We start from the raw sequence: 17,912 nt of genomic DNA, 5'->3' as shown, positions 1-17,912 counted from the left end.
ATCCTGTTTAACGCTTCGTTACGCTGAATTTCTTAACGCTTACCAGCTGAGGCGGAAAGATTAGTTTCGGCTACGAAAAATATTTAAATATTTAATTTAAAATATGTATATTTATTCCTGTTTCTTAGCCTCGTCCCATAGGTTATCCATCTCGTCAAGGCTCATTTTCTTCAGGTCTTTTCCCTGAGCTATTGTTTTAGATTCCAGATAGTTGAAACGGTGTATAAACTTGCGGTTTGTCCGTTCCAGTGCATTTTCGGGATTAATATCATATAGTCGTGCGGCATTTATCAGGCTGAAAAACAAATCGCCAAACTCGGCTTCCATTTTATCCCGATTCATATCGTTTATTTCATCTTTCAGTTCATTCATTTCTTCTGATACCTTATCCCATACTCCTTCACGCTCTTTCCAATCGAAACCCACACTACGGGCTTTATCCTGAATGCGGTGAGCTTTTATCAGTGCCGGAAGCGAAAGCGGAACACCTGCCAATACTGATTTATTACCTCCTTTTTCTTTCAGTTTAAGACTTTCCCAGTTTTGCATCACCTTTTCGCTATTATCAGCATCAACATCTGCAAAAATATGTGGATGCCTGTATATCAGTTTTTCATTCAGCGATTTACACACATCATATATATCAAAATTGCCTGCTTCACTTCCTATCTTCGAATAGAAAATAATATGGAGCAACACATCGCCCAGTTCTTTCTTTATATTATTCAGGTCGTTATCCGCTATAGCGTCGGTAAGTTCATAAGTTTCTTCGATAGTAAGAGTGCGGAGGCTTTCAAACGTTTGCTCCTTATCCCACGGGCATTTAGCGCGAAGCTCGTCCATAATGTCAAGCAAGCGTCCAAATTCCTGCATTTTTTGTTCTTTTGTATGCATATTTTTTAATTATTAATTATCAATTATTAATGTTTAATGTATATTATTTTGCTCACATAGAAGCATATACGAAATCACCAATAAGCTATGTGTACTATGTGACGAAAAATAACATGCAAAGGTACATCAATTTACAAATACGGGAAATTTTGCAAAGCAACTTTGTTTGTTTTTCTTCGTCATATATTGTACTTTCGTATTTCAATATGAAAATTGTGCTGATGCATTAAAACTATTGTTTAAAATGTAAATCAAACGCTCCGTAGGAGCTTAAGTTTGGTAATAAAGTAGTATAACAGGTATTATTCGTGCCGTAGGTACGAAACCTTTCGTAACAAGTAGCGTACCTACGGCACGCAAATAAGGTGTGCAAAACCATCTATTACCAAACTGTCGTCCCTACGGGACTTTTCAAATAAACATATTTTAGTACATGACAAAAAACTGAATAGCAATCAGTAATTTGCTGACATTAAATGATTTTGTTTAAATTATCTTACTTCCTTTTGCCTTGATGCAAAAGGAACAAAAAATCAAGACTCTGCCCGCTTCACACGAAAAATTAGCGTTTGCCGGCTAAAATCTTCCAAACTCGCTCCTCGCGTCGCTCAAACAGGGAAGATTTTTTAACGCCGACTGCTCTTATTTTTCGGCTCACCGGACAAGGTCAAAAGAGTTCCAATAACAGATTGAAGAAACATTCGACATTTTTTTGTCATGTACTGAGTAAACATATATAATTTTCTAATGAATAAAATAATTGAATCCGTCCCCAATTTCAGCGAAGGGCGCGACCTCGAAAAAATAGAAAAAATCGTTGATGTTTTTAGAGCAAAAGAAAACGTAAAACTTCTGAATTACAGCAACGACCGCGACCATAACCGTATGGTTGTCACCGTGATAGGTGAACCTAATGCAGTAAAAAATGCTATAATAGAAGCCATAGGAGTAGCGGTAAGCATTATCGACCTGACAAAGCATACGGGCGAACACCCACGTATGGGCGCAGTAGATGTTGTTCCGTTTATCCCAATCAGAAATGTGTCGATGGAAGAGGCTATCGAAATTTCGAAAGAGGTTGGAATAACAGTAGCCGAAAAATATAGTTTACCTGTATATCTGTACGAAAAATCGGCCTCAGCACCGCACCGTGAAAACCTGGCCGATGTGCGCAAAGGTGAATTTGAAGGATTGACGGATAAAATGAAAAGCGAAGAGTGGAAACCCGATTTTGGCAACGATACGCCACATCCCAATGCGGGAGCTGTAGCCATTGGGGCACGCATTCCGCTGGTAGCATACAACATCAATCTTAATACTGATAAACTGGAAATAGCTAAAGCAATAGCTAAAAAAATCCGGTTTTCTAATGGTGGATTAAGATACTGTAAAGCTATGGGAGTTGAACTGAAAGAACAAGGTATAGTACAGGTTTCGATGAACATAACTGATTATACACAAACATCCATCTACCGAGTTTTCGAATTGGTAAAAATAGAAGCCCAACGTTATGGTGTGACAATTGCAGGAAGCGAACTTATAGGGCTTATCCCGATGGATGCTGTTGTTGACACTGCATCTTATTACTTAGGATTGGAGAATTTTACTGCAAACCGTATTTTAGAAATGAATTTCATGGAGTAAAATCGGGCGCAATGATTTTTTTAACATAAAAACAAAAAGAATAAGCACCTCAATGCCTATGGGTGGCACGATTATTGTTTCTTTCACAATGAAATTTCTGATACCAAAAATAAACAATAGGAGATTTATATTATGAAACGAATTATTCATCTAACGTTACTGATTGCGTTTCTTATCCCGTCTATCAGTTTTGGGCAGGCATATATCGACGATATATACTATTCGCCTAAAGACGAAAAGAAAACGGAAAAGAAAACAAGCCAACCTGCAAATTATAAAAACGGAGCAAAGGAAATCGTTTTTATCGACAGTCAGTCGGGAGCCGAGCTATACTTGGACTCCGATACTATTTATTTGCTTTCGGAAGCAAATGATTCATTATACAATGATAGTGAAGAGTACTATGCTGACGAAGAAGTGGCAGATGGTGAATATACAAACCGCATAAAACGCTTTCATCGCTCAGAAACCATCCATATATCCGACCCTGACTATGTTGACATATACTATTCGGACGATGTAATCCCTAATGTGTATGTAGATATATCATATGGTTGGTCAAATCCATATTGGTGGAATCATTATTACCGCCCGTACTCGTACTACAGCAGTTGGTATTGGGGGTGGAACTGGAGCTATCCTTATTATGGAGGATATTGGGGATATTATGACTCTTGGTACTGGGGCCCAAGCTGGGGTTGGGGATATTACCCTGATTATTATTATCACGGACATTACTGGGGACATCACCACCACAACAACTATTGGCATGGTGGAGGACATTACTACAGCTCGAACTATCATAATGCTAACAGGCGCACCAATATGGCCAGCAGAAGTTCTTCCACAAGCGTAGGTAGCCGTTCAAGTGTCGCTACATCGCGCTCAGGTACAGCTACTGCTTCACGTTCAGGAGGTGCGAATACGACATCAAGAAGCAACGTAGGGACATCTTCTCGCTCCGGCACATCAAGAAATACTTATACTATAGTAGGGAATAATAGTAGCCGCAGTAGTGTATCCGGCTCACGAGGCGCTTCTTCTTCTACAAGAGCACCCCAAGGTTCGGTAAGGCAAGGCACTACCGGTACAACGTCAAGACAAAGCTCTGGAGTATCAACAACACGCCCAAGTGGAACTTACAGCAGCAGTGCGAGAACAAGTACAAGTTCACCAAGCACTTCGCGCCCCGGTTCCGGTGCTGTAAATACGCAACCCAGAACATCAACAAGTTCTTCGGGTACTGCACGGCCAAGTTATAATTCATCTTCTTCGGGCAGTTCAAATAGCAGAAGTTCTTCTTCATACAGTACTTCTCCAAGCAGGTCTTCTAGCTCGTACTCATCAGGAAGCAGTAACAGTAGTTCCTCCGGTAGAAGCAATTCTTCCTCTTCTTATAGCTCGCCCAGCAGGTCGTCTTCGAGTAGTAGTTCATACTCGTCAGGCAGTAGCCGGAGCAGTAGCAGTTCGTCTTACTCATCGGGAGGTAGTAGCAGCAGAAGCAGCGGCGGAAGCTCTTACTCGTCGGGAGGTGGCTCATCAAGCCGTAGTTCGTCCGGTGGTGGAAGAAGATAATAATACCGAAAGTAATTGTTTTGTAAATAAATCAGACCCTATTGTATAAAGAATAAAAACATTAAAATATAAACCCAATGAAAAAAATTAAATTGGCTCTTATACTATCTTTAAGTGTTGTAAGCATCGCTATGCTTAAAGCTCAAACTACCGAATTTGATGCTATAAAAATAGCTCATCAGGATATATCGGGAACTGCCCGCTATATGGGAATGGCTGGAGCATTTGGTGCCCTTGGTGGCGATGTATCTGCAATCAAGGACAATCCGGCAGGCTTGGGAGTTTACCGGAGTTCTGAAATTACCACAACATTCAATTTCCTTACCCAAACATCGCATGCGAGCTGGGAAGGTGCTACTGCAAGCGATGATTTGTTCAAACTGGGATTCAAGAATGCTGCACTTGTCGGTTCATTCAAAACATGGAATGCTCAGGATGGAAGCAATCAAGGGCTTTTGCAATCGAATTGGGGATTTTCGTACAACCGCCTGAAAAATTTTAATCGAAATACTAAGATAAAAAGCGGAGAGTTGGATGACTCTATGGCCGATTATATTGCATTTTTTTCTAATGCGTCGGCTGTCAGGCCAAGTGATTTCACAAACAGCAGCTACTTTTACGATGATTTTGATAATACTGAACTTCCATGGCTGACGGTATTAGGATACCGCTCTAATCTTATCGAATACGACAACAGAGATGAGCCTTCTTGGTATCCATTTGCCGGTTCTACACCTTCGAAAGCTATTTATACTTCGAGCGAACGTGGATATATAGATGAATATGCCTTCTCGTGGGGAGGTAATTTCAGTAATAAATTATATCTGGGAGCAACCCTGAATATATCTTCTATCACCTATGACCTTATAAGAACATACAGCGAAACTTATGCCAGCATGGCTCCTGATATGCAAACCGGCAATAAACTGAGTATAACCGGTAATGGCATAAATCTGAATGTCGGATTGATTTTCAGACCTTTCAACCAGCTTCGTATTGGATTGTCGTATAAAACTCCGACATTATACAACCTGGAAGGTAATGTAAATAATGTATATATGGATGATGTAAGTGAATACGGTACTACTTATAATTACGAACTACGTACCCCCGGAGTGGCAAACGCCGGTGTGGCATATATTTTCGGAAAAAGAGCAATACTTAGTACCGACCTTGTTTACACAAATTACAAGCAAGCAAAAATTTACAACTCATTCGACGGTTATAACACTTATTACGAATATAATAACGAGAATCTGAAAGAAATAGCAAACCATGCCTTTTTGGTAAAGGTAGGAGGCGAATTACTACTGACAGAACGGGTTTTCCTGCGTGCAGGTTTTGCTGCCGAAACGGCTGTTGTTTCTGACAAAAAAGAAGATGATACGCTTATATATAAACGTATGCAATACAACTCAGTAAGAACCGATACTGAATACTCTTTTCATAAAGGAACTAATTATATTACAGCCGGTTTGGGATATAGGGGCAACAAGTGGTATATTGATGCTGCTTTTGTAAACAGAAATATGAAAGAAGAATTTTATCCATACGAATCGGACTTGTTTACTCCTGCAAAAGTTACTATACGCAATTACGATGTAGTTGCAACATTGGGAATTAAATTTTAAAAACAGATTATCGCAATACACAAAATGAGGTTGCTCCTATAGGGATGTAACCTCATTTTTGTTTAATGTGATGCAATTTTCAAACCTATGATTGATAGTATCAGCGTAGTTATAAAAAACATACGCATAAAAGTAGCGGGCTCATTAAAAACAAAAATACCAACCAATACTGTACCTACAGCACCAATACCGGTAAAAATAGCATACGAAGTGCCGATAGGTAATGTTTGAGTAGCCTTTATCAACAGCCACATACCAAAGGCAAGAGATATTAAAAAACCAACATACCAGTAATAAGACACCGGAGCAACGCTCTCTTTTGTCTTTCCGATACAGAACGTAAAGCCAACTTCAAAACATCCTGCCAATAATAAATAAATCCAATTCATAGCCAGACTAATTTTAATAAATCATTTTTTTGATTTATTGAGTTTGAACGCACAAAAGTCCGGAAATAAAAGGAGGTATTTTTTATCAAATGAGAAAAAACACCTTACAGAAAAGTTTATTAGATACTGGCACGGATACGGCTTAATGATACCTGGGTGATACCTAAATATGATGCAATATACCCTAACTGAACACGTTGCAGTAAATGAGGGTGGGTTTTTATTAATTCTTCGTAGCGTTCTGTGGCTGTCTTGAATTGGCGGGATATAAAGTTTTCTTCTGTGCGTAACAGTTCCCTTTCGGCAAGTTTTCGTCCCCAGTTAGCAATATGTATATCTTTTTCGTAAAGTTTTCTTAAATCGGAGTTATTCAGCTTATAGGCAGTTAGTTCTTCCAGCGATTCTATGTTTTCGTAGCTGGGCTTATCCTCTATGTAGCTTCGCATCGAAAGTACTGTATCGCCTTCTTTGCCAAACCAAAATGTAACTTCATCTCCATCTTTGTACTGGAATGCTCTTACCAACCCCATGCTGATAAAGTAGGTAAAATGTTCTGTTTTACCAGCTTGCGATATTAAATATCCTTTAGGGAATTTCACTGTTTCCGTTATGGCAATAAGCTCCTCCAACGACTGCTGTGGAAGTATAGCTATATTATTGATGATGGATTCAATATCCATATGCACTATCCTTAAACTTCGAGAGCACCAATTATATCTTTTACCGAACTAAAGTTATTGTCGTTAAGATAACTTTCAATTCCTTCAATAACTTTTACACAAACAGCAGGGTCGATAAAGTTTGCAGTACCAATTTGTATGGCACTGGCTCCGGCAAGCATAAACTCTATGGCATCAGTAGCCGTCATTATCCCTCCCAAGCCTATCACCGGAACTTTTACAGCCTTTGCCACCTGCCATACCATACGCAAAGCAACGGGTTTGACCGCAGGTCCCGAAAGTCCTCCGGTAATTGTTGATAAAACAGGTTTTCGCCTCTTGGCATCAATAGCCATGCCCAGCAAAGTGTTGATAAGTGATACCGAATCGGCTCCTTCAGCTTCCACCGCACGGGCTATTTCTGTTATATCTGTTACATTAGGCGATAGTTTTACAATCAGCGTTTTTTTATAGACTTTTCTGACTGCACCCACCACCTGAACTGCCGAAACGCAACTTGTACCAAAAGCCATTCCACCTTCCTTCACATTAGGGCACGAAATATTCAGCTCAATAGCCGGAATTTTATCCAAACCATTCAGTTTTTCGGCCGTCGCAACATAGTCCGACACTTCCGACCCCGACACATTCACAATCACGTTTGTATCAACATCTTTTATAGTCGGATAAATATTGTTGACGAAATAATCGACCCCCTTATTTTGCAGTCCTACAGCATTTAACATGCCCGAAGGAGTTTCAGCCAAACGTGGATACGGATTACCCTGCCGTTCGCGAAGAGTGGTGCCTTTTACTATTATACCACCAATTCGCGATATATCCATAAAGTCAGAGTACTCTGTTCCATACCCAAATGTACCGGATGCTGTCATTACCGGATTTTTCAACTGCAGGTCGCCTATATTTATGTTCAGATTAGCCATTTTTATAATTCAATTTTTTGGGGATAAAATTACCACTTAAGTTTTTCAATATTAAAAACAGGACCCTCGGTACACACACACACATGCCCTTCGGTTGTATCTGTCACACAACACAAACAAGCACCAATACCGCAAGCCATAGTATTTTCTAACGAAACCTCGCAAAACGTATTTGTTCTCTTTGCATATTCGGCTACAGCCTTCATCATCGGCGTAGGACCACAAGTATATATTGCATCAAATTTTATCTTATTCAATACCGAATGTTGGGTAACAAAGCCTTTTTCACCAAAAGAACCGTCTTCGGTGGTAGCCAGTACTTCACCGATACTCTCAAAATCGCATAATTGCAGTAGGTTGTCTTTCGACCTTCCTCCGAGTAAAAAGCTACAAGGATACCCATTTTCTTTCAGGTAAGCACCCAAGTAAAGCAAAGGAGCGGTTCCAACTCCACCACCAACCAAAAGTATCTTAGAATCTTTCTTTTCGGGTAACGTAAATGTATTGCCTAATGGTAAAATCAGATTAACGCTGTCATTTTCTTTCAATTCACTCATCTTAAGCGTACCGTCACCTACAATCTGAACAAGGAGCCACAACTCATTTTTTTTATAATCTACATAATTGATTGAGATAGGGCGGCGTAAAAACGTGTTTGGAGAGTTTTCTACCTTCACTTCTACAAACTGCCCCGGAAGCATAGGAGGTAATGCCTCGTCAGCTGTCAGGATTAAAAGAACATATTGTTTGTTTACCCGAACATTTTCTTTGACAATCAAGTCTAAGATGAACTTCTTCATATTCTATATTATGGAGGTGTTATGGAATAAAAATAATTTCCGCATTTTTGAATAAACAAAATTACGGAAATATATTGAATTAGTAAAAAGGGCAGAATGAATTACCAAAAGCAGGCAAGCTCTTAATTGTCTATAAACTCCTGAAACGAATTATCATCATAATATACAATAATTCGTTTTATTCTTCTCGGAGGCTTTTCTACAACAGGAGGGATATTTATTATAGGCTGCTGCTGTTGTATCGGTGTCTCCGGCGAATAATCTGTTTTATACTGGTTTGTATTTTTAGCATTACCATAAGGAGGTGTATCTTCGGGAGCCGAAACCACTGATTTTGAATTATTTGTTGCTTCGAAATCGAATAAAGTGGGCGTATGAGAATGCTTTTCTTGACGATACATTGTCCCTTCGCCCGAAATAAGCCAATCTGAGCTAATATTTTTGAATCGCTTCACAATCTGTCTGACTACTTTCAGGCTTAGTTGGTTGCGTCCATTCAGAATATGCGATAGTGTAGAAGTCTGAATACCGGTTTCTATAGCAAACTGAGTGGAATTCATATTTTCCGCCTCCATTATCTTTTCAATACGTGCTTTATCGTCCATATACAAATGTATTTATCAAATATTTTGTAAGTTTAGAATAATACAAAGATATGTGAAATGTTTCACATCTGAAAATAAATAGGAAAGTAAAATATGTAGAAAGGTGAATTCACAAATATACAATATGGTTTTATTATTGTCATATACTTTTGTGAATCGAATATAAGAAGTAAAGCTAATTGGTTTTATAATACCGACTACATATGATAAGAAGTATAACTATGTTTTATTACTTCACTAAATAATACCGAATGTACCCTTATATTACTATAAGAATATAACTAAAATAGTGTCAAATAAGAACCATACAAGCAGTATTTAGGACTTTGATATAAGATATGTGTGTGATGCACTCAATTAAGCTTATAATAGCTCAAAATAGAAATGTATTAATGTGGCAGGGATATAATAAATATAGAAAAATATAGTGTTGCAGGGTATCGTTATTATACAAAACAAGTCAAAAACAAATTACTTAAAGTAATAGTTTAGATGTTATTATTTAATAATCTGATAATAATGTGATTAGTATTCTATTTGCATTATTACTACCCGAATTTACTTTAATATTTACATTATTGAAGTATATTTAAACTAAAAATATAGACATTTATTATAATTAACTGATTTAATTATGATTATATGTTTACAATTTTGTAATTTTAATTTATATGTTTGTGGAATTCATCAATGTAAATTATATGTATAATTGTGAATATATTTATTATCTAAATAAGATATAACTTACTTTCTATATGTTTGCCTTTGTGAATTATACTATTGTTTACCTGAATTTACAAAAGGAAAGTGTTTGATGTGATTACATTTGTATTTTAGACTTATAGCTATTTTCATTTGCTCATTCATTTGGCGAACTGGTTGAAATTATTGCCAATGGTTTCTCCCATTTTACTTTCGTATGTTCCATATACTAACTAAACCTGTACTTTTTCTGGTTTTGATAATAATATGACACAATAAAATACACATAATCAGTTGTATTTTAGTTGCTTATATGAAAAATGGAGTGTTGAGAATTGTATATTTAGATGAAAGCAGTACTGAAGGAGGTTATTCTTGAGCTGTATAAAGGGAAAGAGGATGAAGATAAGAGGAAAGGCTACAAAAAAGGGAAAGCCAATTTTGACTTTCCCTTTTCTATATATATTGTTTTGTTGAAACGATTTATTCTTCAGAAGCAACACCTACTCCGGCCAGTTCTTGGTCAACTAAAATACGACCGCAATATTCACATACAATAATCTTTTTGCGTAAACGAATATCCAACTGACGCTGTGCCGGAATCTTATTGAAGCAACCACCACAAGCATCGCGCTGTACGTATACAACAGCCAAGCCATTACGGGCATTTTTACGTATCCGCTTGAAAGCTGTAAGCAAACGTTCTTCTATCAGACTTTCGATTTCTTTTGCGTTCTCACGAAGTTTTTCTTCTTCCTGTTTGGTTTCCGATACAATTTCGTTCAATTCGTTTTTCTTTTGCTCAAGGTCTAATTTTCTTTCAGAAAGGCGCGAAACTGTTGTTTCCTTCTCTGCTGTTTTATTATCCTTGGCTATTGTAGCTTCACGAATACGTTTTTCGCTCAATTCGATTTCCAGTTCCTGAAATTCTACTTCTTTCGACAAGTTATCATATTCACGATTGTTGCGAACATTTTCTTGCTGTTCTTTATATTTTGCTATTTTCGTTTTCGATTCTTCAATTTCGATTTTCTTGTTTGAAATAGCAGTTGCAATATCAGCAATTTCGGCATCAATATTCTCTAAACGAGTATTTAATCCAACGATTTCATCTTCCAAGTCTTGCACTTCTAATGGAAGTTCACCGCGTAAAATTTTAATTTCATCTATTTTTGAAACTACTTTCTGAAGATCATAAAGAGCTTTCAGTTTATCTTCAACCGTAATTTCTTTTTCTACTTTTGTTTTTGTAGCCATTGATTACAAATAGTTTATAGGATTCGTTTTTATATCTGAAATTTGGATTGCAAAGGTAGGCAATTTTTTTGTAATTATCTCATAAAAAATCTCTTTTGTGAATTGTTCACTTTCATAGTGACCTATATCTGCAATCAAAATTTTATTTTCTGCATTAAAAAACTCATGGTATTTAAAGTCGCCGGAGATAAAAATATCAGCCTTAGCCCGTATTGCATCCGCAAGGAATGAACTTCCTGAGCCTCCGCAAACTGCCACCCGTTTTATTTTTTTACCAAGAAAATTGGTATGACGAACAACCGATAAATTAAATATGCTTTTTAGCCGTAAAAGAAAATCGTCCTCATTTTCATCCTCTTGCAACTCTCCCACTACACCCGCTCCAACCCGGTTCCATTCATTTACAAGAGGAATCAGGTCATAGGCAGGTTCTTCATAAGGATGTGCTTTTATGAGTGCACTGGTAACATTATTCTTCATATAATCAGGAAGAATAACTTCAATACGAATTTCACATTCCGAATGACTATCGCCAATATTCCCTACAAAAGGATGTGCTTCTTCATTTGCCCGGAAAGTACCATAACCTTTGGCATTATAACTACACGAATCATAATTGCCTATATGCCCGGCTCCACTTGCGAACAAGGCTGAACGAACTTTCTCGGCATGTGCTTCGGGCACAAAGGTTACCAGTTTAAGCAAGGTATTTTGTTTCGGCTGCAAAATAGTGGTATTTATCAGCCCTATCTTTTCTGCTATTTTACCATTGACTCCACTCTGAATGTTATCGATATTGGTATGAGCAGCATATATGGCAATATCATGCTTAATTGCCTTGATTACACACCGTTGAGTTTCATTCTGACCTATCAGTTTTTTCAACCCGCTAAAAATAAGCGGATGGTGCGAAACAACCAGATTACAACCTTTTTCAACAGCTTCGTCAACAACCTTTTCTGTAACATCAATACACAAAAGTATGCCTGATACTTCCATTTGTGCAGAACCTACAAGCAGTCCTGCATTATCATAACTCTCTTGCAAGGCAAGAGGCGCTACGTCTTCTATTATTTTACAAATGGAACTTACAGTCATACAATTTTTTAGCAGGTTTATTTTTTCGGAGCCGCCTTTTTGGTTGTTTTCGGAGTTTTCTTTTCTTCAGCAACCTCTTTTTTTGGTTCGCTCTCTCCTACTTCTTCCGCTTTTTCATCGGCAGGCTCAGCTTGTTTAAAATCGGTTATATTATTTTTAATAAGCAGATTGTACCACGACACCAGCTTACGTATATCGCTGGGATAAACACGGTCTTTATCATATTCGGGAAGCACTTCGGCCATGTAACTACGTAAAACATCGTTTCCCGACTTTGGGTCAATGGAAGCCTCTTTTCCGTTTTCTTTTTTCAACACATTATCAAGGACTTCGGCCAATGGTACTTCGTCTGTTTCGGTAAACATGGCAATATCGCCCAATGACACAACTTTATCGCGCGAATAAGCCGGCATACGCTTGCCATCTACCAACGATTCTACAATTAGCATATTTTTTCCTTGTGATACAAGTTTAAAAAGTCCCGGTTTTCCACCGATTGATAAAATTTCCTTTAACATAAATAAGTTTATTGTTTATATTTTACAAATCTATTTTCCTATCAATAATTAAGAAGGCAAATATAACTTAAATTCCTTAAACAAGAACGTGTTTTTACTTCAAAAACCGCGCCAATTCTGTTAATTTAATGCGTCCTTCGTATATTGCCTTACCGGTTATTACAGCAGGCACTCCCGCTTCTTCCAGTTGTTCAATATCTTTTATGGAACTTACCCCTCCACTGGCAATCAGATACATATGGGGGGTAGACGCAAGCATTTTCTTATATAGCCCGGTCGAAGGCCCTTCAAGCATACCATCTTTACTTATATCCGTGCAAATAACTTTACTAATACCCTTCTGCATATAGCTGTCTATAAAAGGAATTAACTCCAATTCTGTAGTTTCGAGCCAACCGCCGACGGCTATTTTTTCGTCTTTTACGTCAGCCCCCAGAATTATTTTATCGCCTCCATAAGTATTTATCCAATTAGTGAATACCTCAGGGTTTTTAACAGCCACACTCCCACCCGTTATCATGCTTGCGCCACACTCGAACGCAATACGCAAATCGTCGTCGGATTTTAATCCCCCGCCAAAATCAACAATCAGGTTTGTTTGGGAAGTAATTCTTTCCAACACTTTATAATTAACTATATGTTGTGCTTTAGCCCCATCCAAGTCAACCAAATGAAGCCGGCGGATACCGGCATCTACAAACATTTTAGCTACTTCTACTGGATTTTCGTTATACACTGTTTTTTGAGCATAATCGCCTTGCGATAAGCGCACACATTTTCCGTCGATAATATCAATAGCCGGTATTATTTCAATCATATAAGCAGTTACAAGTATTTAGTTACGAGTTACAAGTATAATTCTCTGATAATTGAGGGGAAACAGGTAACATCATTTTTTATTTAGATAGAAAAATACAAATTCCAAATTCAAGATTTTATTAGAGTTTATATTCAATAATCTATTATAAAGCTTATTTATAAATCATTATAGTATTAAAAGCTCCCGTAGGGAGCAAAGTTTGGTAATNTATCTAAAGATAGTATTTTACCAAACTTCCACTCCTAACGGAGTGCATATATTTGAATTTTAATACATCAACCAATATAAAGTACTGATAATTAAAACTGTAACTTTTTATTGAATATAATCTCTATTTTATAAAATTACTTTGTGCAAATATAGCGAAAGTCGAATGCATAGTTAAGTAAATTTGAACTATGCTAAGGAATATCCTATATTGTGCAAAAGTAATTAAATCGGAAAGAATGGACAAATGCTATTTTTTCTTATTTTTGTAAATACTCAAAATGAAAATATAAATAAATGAAAACATTAGGAAACATTATCTGGATTTTGTTCGGGGGATTTATGATTGCATTGGAATATTTTATTTCCGGATTCTTGCTTATGTGTACAATTATAGGGATTCCTTTTGGTTTCCAGGTGATGAAACTCGGAGTATTGGCGCTGTGGCCGTTTGGTAGTAAAATTACAGGAAAAGAAAACACAAGTGGATGCTTGAATATGTTTATGAATGTGCTGTGGATATTCATTGGCGGTATCTGGATTTCGCTGACACATTTGTTTTGGGGAATTATTTTCTGTATTACAATTATAGGAATTCCGTTTGGGAAACAACATTTCAAATTAATAAGGCTTGCTCTTTTCCCGTTTGGAAAAGAAATAAAACAATAATCGTAATAATTATGGACTACATTGAAACTCCCCGATTAATTTTACGCGACTGGCGAGAGGATGATTTTCCCGCATTCGCAAAAATGAATAGCGACGAAAATGTAATGAAATACTTCCCAAAAACATTAATGGAAGAAGAAAGCCGCGAAATGTTTAACCAGATTCAAAATCATTTTGAAAAATACGGTTATAGCGCATATGCCATCGAATCCAAAAAACATAAAACCGTTATTGGGTTTGCCGGATTCCATAATATAGATTTTGATGCTGATTTTACACCGGGAGTTGAAATCTTGTGGAGGTTACAGTTTGATAAATGGGGAAAAGGATATGCTACAGAAGCAGCCTCGGCTTGTTTGCGTTATGCCAAGGTCCGGCTGGATTTTAAAGAAGTTTACTCGTATACCACTATATGGAACAAAATGTCGGAAAACGTGATGCAGAAAATAGGAATGAACAAAATTAGTGAATTCAATCATCCGCTTCTTCCTGAGGGACATTTGCTTAGTAAACATGTGCTCTACAAAATAAACTTGTAATTAAAAAACCGGATTATCTTTTTTCCAACTGCACTACATTTTCAACGTGGTGCGTATGCGGAAACATATCTACAGGCTGAACAGCGGTAACTTTATATGCCTCGTCCAACAGGCTTAAATCGCGCGCCTGAGTAGCAGGATTGCAACTGACATACACTATACGCCGGGGAGCTGCAAAAAGGATTGTATCAATAACATCGTTGTGCATTCCGGCACGTGGAGGGTCGGTTATAATTACATCAGGCTTACCATGTTTTTCGATAAACGCAGTATTCAGAATGTCTTTCATATCGCCTGCATAAAAAAGCGTATTTGCAATACCATTCAATGCCGAATTTTCTTTCGCGTCCTCTATCGCTTCGGGCACATACTCTACTCCTATTACTTGCTTTGCCTGTTTGGCTACAAAATTGGCAATAGTGCCTGTGCCTGTATAAAGGTCGTAAACCAGCTCGTTTCCGGTAAGCTGTGCAAAGTTCCTCGTCACCTTATACAGCTCGTAAGCCTGTTCCGAATTGGTTTGATAAAACGATTTAGCACCTATTTTGAAACGCAGGCCTTCCATCTCCTCATAAATAAACTCACTTCCTCGGAATAAGCAGATTTGTTGGTCGGTTATTGTGTCGTTAGCCTTGGAGTTTATTACATACAGCAGCGACGTTATTTGTGGAAATTTCGCGTATATATGATTGAGCAACCCCTCTCGCTCTGCCTTATCTTCATAGTAGAATACCATTATCAGCATCAACTCCCCTGTAGAAGTGGTACGCACTAACATGGTGCGCAAAAATCCCTCCTGATTACGTAAGTCAAAAAAAGAAAGGTTATTCTCCAATGCGTATTGGCGTATCTCATTTCGTATCCGGTTGGAAATATCATCCTGCAACCAGCATTTTTCTATATCGAGCACTTTGTCGAACATACCCGGAATATGGAAGCCCACAGCATTCATGTCCTCGAATTTTTCTCCCGACTTTACTTCTTCATACGTCCGCCAACGCTTGTTCGAGAAAGTAAATTCTAATTTATTGCGGTAAAATTCAGTCTTTCCCGAGCCCAATATCGGTGAAATGTCAGGCAGCTCCACTTTCCCTATGCGGGTGAGGTTATCAATTACTTGTTTTTGCTTATATTTCAACTGGTCAGTATATGGAAGCATCTGCCACTTACAACCGCCACAAACTCCAAAGTGCTGACAAACAGGCTCTATCCTATTCTCTGAATACTTCTTAACCCCCATAACTCTGGCTTCCATGTGGTTTTTTCTTTTCTTTGATACCTGTAAATCAACCACATCGCCCGGTACAACAAAGGGAACAAAAACAACCATATCGTTTATTTTTGCTATCGCCTTGCCTTCGGCGGCTAAATCGGTAATTAAAACATTTTCGAAAACAGGAAGCGTTTTATTCTTACGAGCCATATTAAGTAGTTACAAGAAATTAGTTACGGGTTACGAGTCTAAGAAAAAATAGTTTGCAAAAGTAATACAATTTTGCGTTAAGTACCCGATACTAATTAAATTATTTCTATATGCCTCTATGTGTCAAAAAAGCATTAAAAAAATTCATCGGGGAAGTTTACCAGATATACTTTTTCGGTAGCACGCGTCAAAGCCGTATATATCCAGCGGTAATAGTCGCTATTCATCTGTTCCTCCGAGAGTTGCCCCTGATCAATAAAAACCCGTTTCCATTGCCCGCCCTGTGCTTTATGGCAAGTGACAGCATACGCAAATTTTACTTGCAGTGCATTGTAATACCGGCTTTCGAGAATAGTTTTAACAAGCAGTTTCCGATTTGTTATTTCCGGATAATCCTCGGCAATAGCATCAAATAGCTTTTTTGTCAGTTCATTAGCATGCGTTGGCGATTCCGCCTGCAAAATATCCAGCCATACCCGCGCGTCTATTTCCCAACCATAGTCGAGCGAGCGTAGCGATAAATCTACAAAACGGAATTCGTACATTTCATAGTGTTTTTGCACACGGGTTATTTCCAATATATCGCCATTGGCTATAAAGTCTATTTCCTCATACGGCTTGTTCCAGAAATAGTTGTTTTTAGTTACCATAAGCAGGTCGCCGTTTGCCAGTTCCTCCTCTTTCATCAGCACACGGTTTCGTATGCCATTATTATAGATATTAGCACGCTTATTAGAGCGGGTAATTACAATAGTGTCATCCTCTCCTACTTCATTGTAAGCCCGTTGTATTTCATCAATCAAATCTGCGCCACCCAAACGTACAATATCTCTGAAACGCTGCGTTTCAAACCGTGGGTACGAATCGGCTTGATGCTCATCAAGCTTTTCGCGCAGCAGGGTAGCATTATACAAGACACCGCTCTCCAAAGCCTGCCTTACTACGTGAGTCAATGTATATTCCTGTACATTCAGGTTATAGCCTGCCAGCGTTGCAGCCTCCAAAGCCGGGCTTATCGGTTGCATCACGGGAGGTAGCTGGGCAGTATCGCCCAATAAAAGCAGGAAACAATTATCTCCGCAATAAACGTATTCTACCAAATCGTCGAGCAACCGCCCTGAGCCAAACGAGCTATCGAGCCCTGTGTTCGACAACATGGATGCTTCATCTACAATAAAAAGCGTATGCTTATGCAAATTATCGGCAAGCTGAAACTGAAAATCGGCCATCGACTTCTGCCGGTATATTTTTTTATGGATGGTATAAGCTGAAAATCCGGAATAAGAAGAAAGAACTTTGGCTGCACGTCCTGTAGGAGCAAGTAAAACTGTTTTCTGTTTCAATTCGTCCAAAGCCCTTACCAACGCACTTACAATACTGGTTTTACCTGTTCCGGCATACCCTTTCAGAAGGAAAACCTTATCATCGTCGGGCGCAGCTACAAAATTTCCCAATAAGCCAATCAACTCGTTTTGCTGCTCATTTGGCTCAAACGGAAGTTTTTCTTTTACACGGGCTGCGATAAAGTCTTGTAACAT

17 protein-coding genes are annotated in these 17,912 nt (G+C 38.1%); 5 read left to right on the top strand and 12 right to left on the bottom strand.

The window, feature by feature from the left end; all coding sequences use genetic code 11:
• Positions 1-111: 111 nt before the first annotated feature.
• Positions 112-894, bottom strand: coding sequence for a nucleoside triphosphate pyrophosphohydrolase (gene mazG, locus D0T49_RS09230; RefSeq protein ID WP_163630659.1), 783 nt, complete (start codon positions 892-894; stop codon positions 112-114).
• A 747-nt stretch (positions 895-1,641) separates the two neighbouring features.
• On the opposite strand from mazG, the gene ftcD reads away from it, so the two are divergent.
• From ftcD to D0T49_RS09215, 3 genes are all read left to right on the top strand, one after another.
• The gene (gene ftcD / locus D0T49_RS09225) at positions 1,642-2,538 is read left to right on the top strand and encodes a glutamate formimidoyltransferase (RefSeq protein WP_163630657.1); all 897 of its coding nucleotides are present in this window, start codon (positions 1,642-1,644) and stop codon (positions 2,536-2,538) included.
• 132 nt (positions 2,539-2,670) lie between these two features.
• A complete protein-coding gene (locus tag D0T49_RS09220; protein ID WP_163630655.1) occupies positions 2,671-4,113 on the top strand; it encodes a hypothetical protein in 1,443 nt (480 codons plus the stop codon).
• Positions 4,114-4,190: 77 nt separating this feature from the next.
• Positions 4,191-5,744: an OmpP1/FadL family transporter gene (locus tag D0T49_RS09215; RefSeq protein WP_163630653.1), complete on the top strand. Its 1,554-nt coding sequence runs from the start codon at positions 4,191-4,193 to the stop codon at positions 5,742-5,744.
• A 62-nt stretch (positions 5,745-5,806) separates the two neighbouring features.
• Here the strand turns inward: D0T49_RS09215 and D0T49_RS09210 are convergent, their stop codons facing one another.
• The 9 genes from D0T49_RS09210 to hisA form a co-directional block, all read right to left on the bottom strand.
• On the bottom strand, positions 5,807-6,133 hold the full coding sequence (locus D0T49_RS09210; RefSeq protein ID WP_163630651.1) for a multidrug efflux SMR transporter: 327 nt from the start codon (positions 6,131-6,133) through the stop codon (positions 5,807-5,809).
• A gap of 119 nt (positions 6,134-6,252) precedes the next feature.
• Complete coding sequence (locus D0T49_RS09205; RefSeq protein ID WP_163630649.1) at positions 6,253-6,813, bottom strand: Crp/Fnr family transcriptional regulator; 561 nt, start codon at positions 6,811-6,813, stop codon at positions 6,253-6,255.
• 11 nt (positions 6,814-6,824) lie between these two features.
• Positions 6,825-7,736: a dihydroorotate dehydrogenase gene (locus tag D0T49_RS09200; protein ID WP_163630647.1), complete on the bottom strand. Its 912-nt coding sequence runs from the start codon at positions 7,734-7,736 to the stop codon at positions 6,825-6,827.
• Positions 7,737-7,765: 29 nt separating this feature from the next.
• Positions 7,766-8,536 carry a dihydroorotate dehydrogenase electron transfer subunit gene (locus D0T49_RS09195; protein ID WP_163630645.1) on the bottom strand — a complete coding sequence of 257 codons (771 nt, stop codon included), beginning with the start codon at positions 8,534-8,536 and terminating at the stop codon, positions 7,766-7,768.
• A 122-nt stretch (positions 8,537-8,658) separates the two neighbouring features.
• Entirely contained in the window at positions 8,659-9,141 is a 483-nt protein-coding gene (locus D0T49_RS09190; RefSeq protein WP_163630643.1) for a helix-turn-helix transcriptional regulator, read from the bottom strand.
• Positions 9,142-10,326: 1,185 nt separating this feature from the next.
• Positions 10,327-11,100 carry a zinc ribbon domain-containing protein gene (locus tag D0T49_RS09185; RefSeq protein WP_163630641.1) on the bottom strand — a complete coding sequence of 258 codons (774 nt, stop codon included), beginning with the start codon at positions 11,098-11,100 and terminating at the stop codon, positions 10,327-10,329.
• 3 nt (positions 11,101-11,103) lie between these two features.
• Positions 11,104-12,198: a Nif3-like dinuclear metal center hexameric protein gene (locus D0T49_RS09180; protein ID WP_163630638.1), complete on the bottom strand. Its 1,095-nt coding sequence runs from the start codon at positions 12,196-12,198 to the stop codon at positions 11,104-11,106.
• A gap of 17 nt (positions 12,199-12,215) precedes the next feature.
• Positions 12,216-12,716, bottom strand: coding sequence for a DUF5606 domain-containing protein (locus D0T49_RS09175; protein ID WP_163630629.1), 501 nt, complete (start codon positions 12,714-12,716; stop codon positions 12,216-12,218).
• Between the two features lie 94 nt (positions 12,717-12,810).
• Positions 12,811-13,533, bottom strand: coding sequence for a 1-(5-phosphoribosyl)-5-[(5-phosphoribosylamino)methylideneamino]imidazole-4-carboxamide isomerase (gene hisA, locus D0T49_RS09170; protein WP_163630627.1), 723 nt, complete (start codon positions 13,531-13,533; stop codon positions 12,811-12,813).
• A gap of 507 nt (positions 13,534-14,040) precedes the next feature.
• Between hisA and D0T49_RS09165 the strand changes: the two genes are divergently transcribed.
• Both D0T49_RS09165 and D0T49_RS09160 read left to right on the top strand, forming a co-directional pair.
• Complete coding sequence (locus D0T49_RS09165) at positions 14,041-14,412, top strand: YccF domain-containing protein (protein ID WP_163630625.1); 372 nt, start codon at positions 14,041-14,043, stop codon at positions 14,410-14,412.
• An 11-nt stretch (positions 14,413-14,423) separates the two neighbouring features.
• A complete protein-coding gene (locus tag D0T49_RS09160) occupies positions 14,424-14,951 on the top strand; it encodes a GNAT family N-acetyltransferase (protein WP_163630623.1) in 528 nt (175 codons plus the stop codon).
• Positions 14,952-14,964: 13 nt separating this feature from the next.
• Here the strand turns inward: D0T49_RS09160 and rlmD are convergent, their stop codons facing one another.
• Positions 14,965-16,374 (bottom strand): 23S rRNA (uracil(1939)-C(5))-methyltransferase RlmD, encoded by a 1,410-nt coding sequence (rlmD, locus tag D0T49_RS09155; RefSeq protein ID WP_163630621.1) that lies wholly within the window; start codon positions 16,372-16,374, stop codon positions 14,965-14,967.
• 134 nt (positions 16,375-16,508) lie between these two features.
• Positions 16,509-17,912 carry an ATP-dependent RecD-like DNA helicase gene (locus D0T49_RS09150; protein ID WP_163630619.1) on the bottom strand — a complete coding sequence of 468 codons (1,404 nt, stop codon included), beginning with the start codon at positions 17,910-17,912 and terminating at the stop codon, positions 16,509-16,511.

This window comes from Paludibacter sp. 221, from assembly GCF_010501035.1.
Taxonomy (GTDB): Bacteria; Bacteroidota; Bacteroidia; order Bacteroidales; family Paludibacteraceae; genus QVMH01.
The sequence above is the reverse complement of the archived record's forward strand: the minus strand, read 5'-3'. Positions and strand labels throughout refer to the sequence as shown.

Bases quoted from the DNA above. Each gene is read 5' to 3' on its own strand.
- mazG (WP_163630659.1), bottom strand. From the start codon at position 894: ATGCATACAAAAGAACAAAAAATGCAGGAATTTGGACGCTTGCTTGAC.
- ftcD (WP_163630657.1), top strand. From the start codon at position 1,642: ATGAATAAAATAATTGAATCCGTCCCCAATTTCAGCGAAGGGCGCGAC.
- D0T49_RS09220 (WP_163630655.1), top strand. From the start codon at position 2,671: ATGAAACGAATTATTCATCTAACGTTACTGATTGCGTTTCTTATCCCG.
- D0T49_RS09215 (WP_163630653.1), top strand. From the start codon at position 4,191: ATGAAAAAAATTAAATTGGCTCTTATACTATCTTTAAGTGTTGTAAGC.
- D0T49_RS09210 (WP_163630651.1), bottom strand. From the start codon at position 6,133: ATGAATTGGATTTATTTATTATTGGCAGGATGTTTTGAAGTTGGCTTT.
- D0T49_RS09205 (WP_163630649.1), bottom strand. From the start codon at position 6,813: ATGGATATTGAATCCATCATCAATAATATAGCTATACTTCCACAGCAG.
- D0T49_RS09200 (WP_163630647.1), bottom strand. From the start codon at position 7,736: ATGGCTAATCTGAACATAAATATAGGCGACCTGCAGTTGAAAAATCCG.
- D0T49_RS09195 (WP_163630645.1), bottom strand. From the start codon at position 8,536: ATGAAGAAGTTCATCTTAGACTTGATTGTCAAAGAAAATGTTCGGGTA.
- D0T49_RS09190 (WP_163630643.1), bottom strand. From the start codon at position 9,141: ATGGACGATAAAGCACGTATTGAAAAGATAATGGAGGCGGAAAATATG.
- D0T49_RS09185 (WP_163630641.1), bottom strand. From the start codon at position 11,100: ATGGCTACAAAAACAAAAGTAGAAAAAGAAATTACGGTTGAAGATAAA.
- D0T49_RS09180 (WP_163630638.1), bottom strand. From the start codon at position 12,198: ATGACTGTAAGTTCCATTTGTAAAATAATAGAAGACGTAGCGCCTCTT.
- D0T49_RS09175 (WP_163630629.1), bottom strand. From the start codon at position 12,716: ATGTTAAAGGAAATTTTATCAATCGGTGGAAAACCGGGACTTTTTAAA.
- hisA (WP_163630627.1), bottom strand. From the start codon at position 13,533: ATGATTGAAATAATACCGGCTATTGATATTATCGACGGAAAATGTGTG.
- D0T49_RS09165 (WP_163630625.1), top strand. From the start codon at position 14,041: ATGAAAACATTAGGAAACATTATCTGGATTTTGTTCGGGGGATTTATG.
- D0T49_RS09160 (WP_163630623.1), top strand. From the start codon at position 14,424: ATGGACTACATTGAAACTCCCCGATTAATTTTACGCGACTGGCGAGAG.
- rlmD (WP_163630621.1), bottom strand. From the start codon at position 16,374: ATGGCTCGTAAGAATAAAACGCTTCCTGTTTTCGAAAATGTTTTAATT.
- D0T49_RS09150 (WP_163630619.1), bottom strand. From the start codon at position 17,912: ATGTTACAAGACTTTATCGCAGCCCGTGTAAAAGAAAAACTTCCGTTT.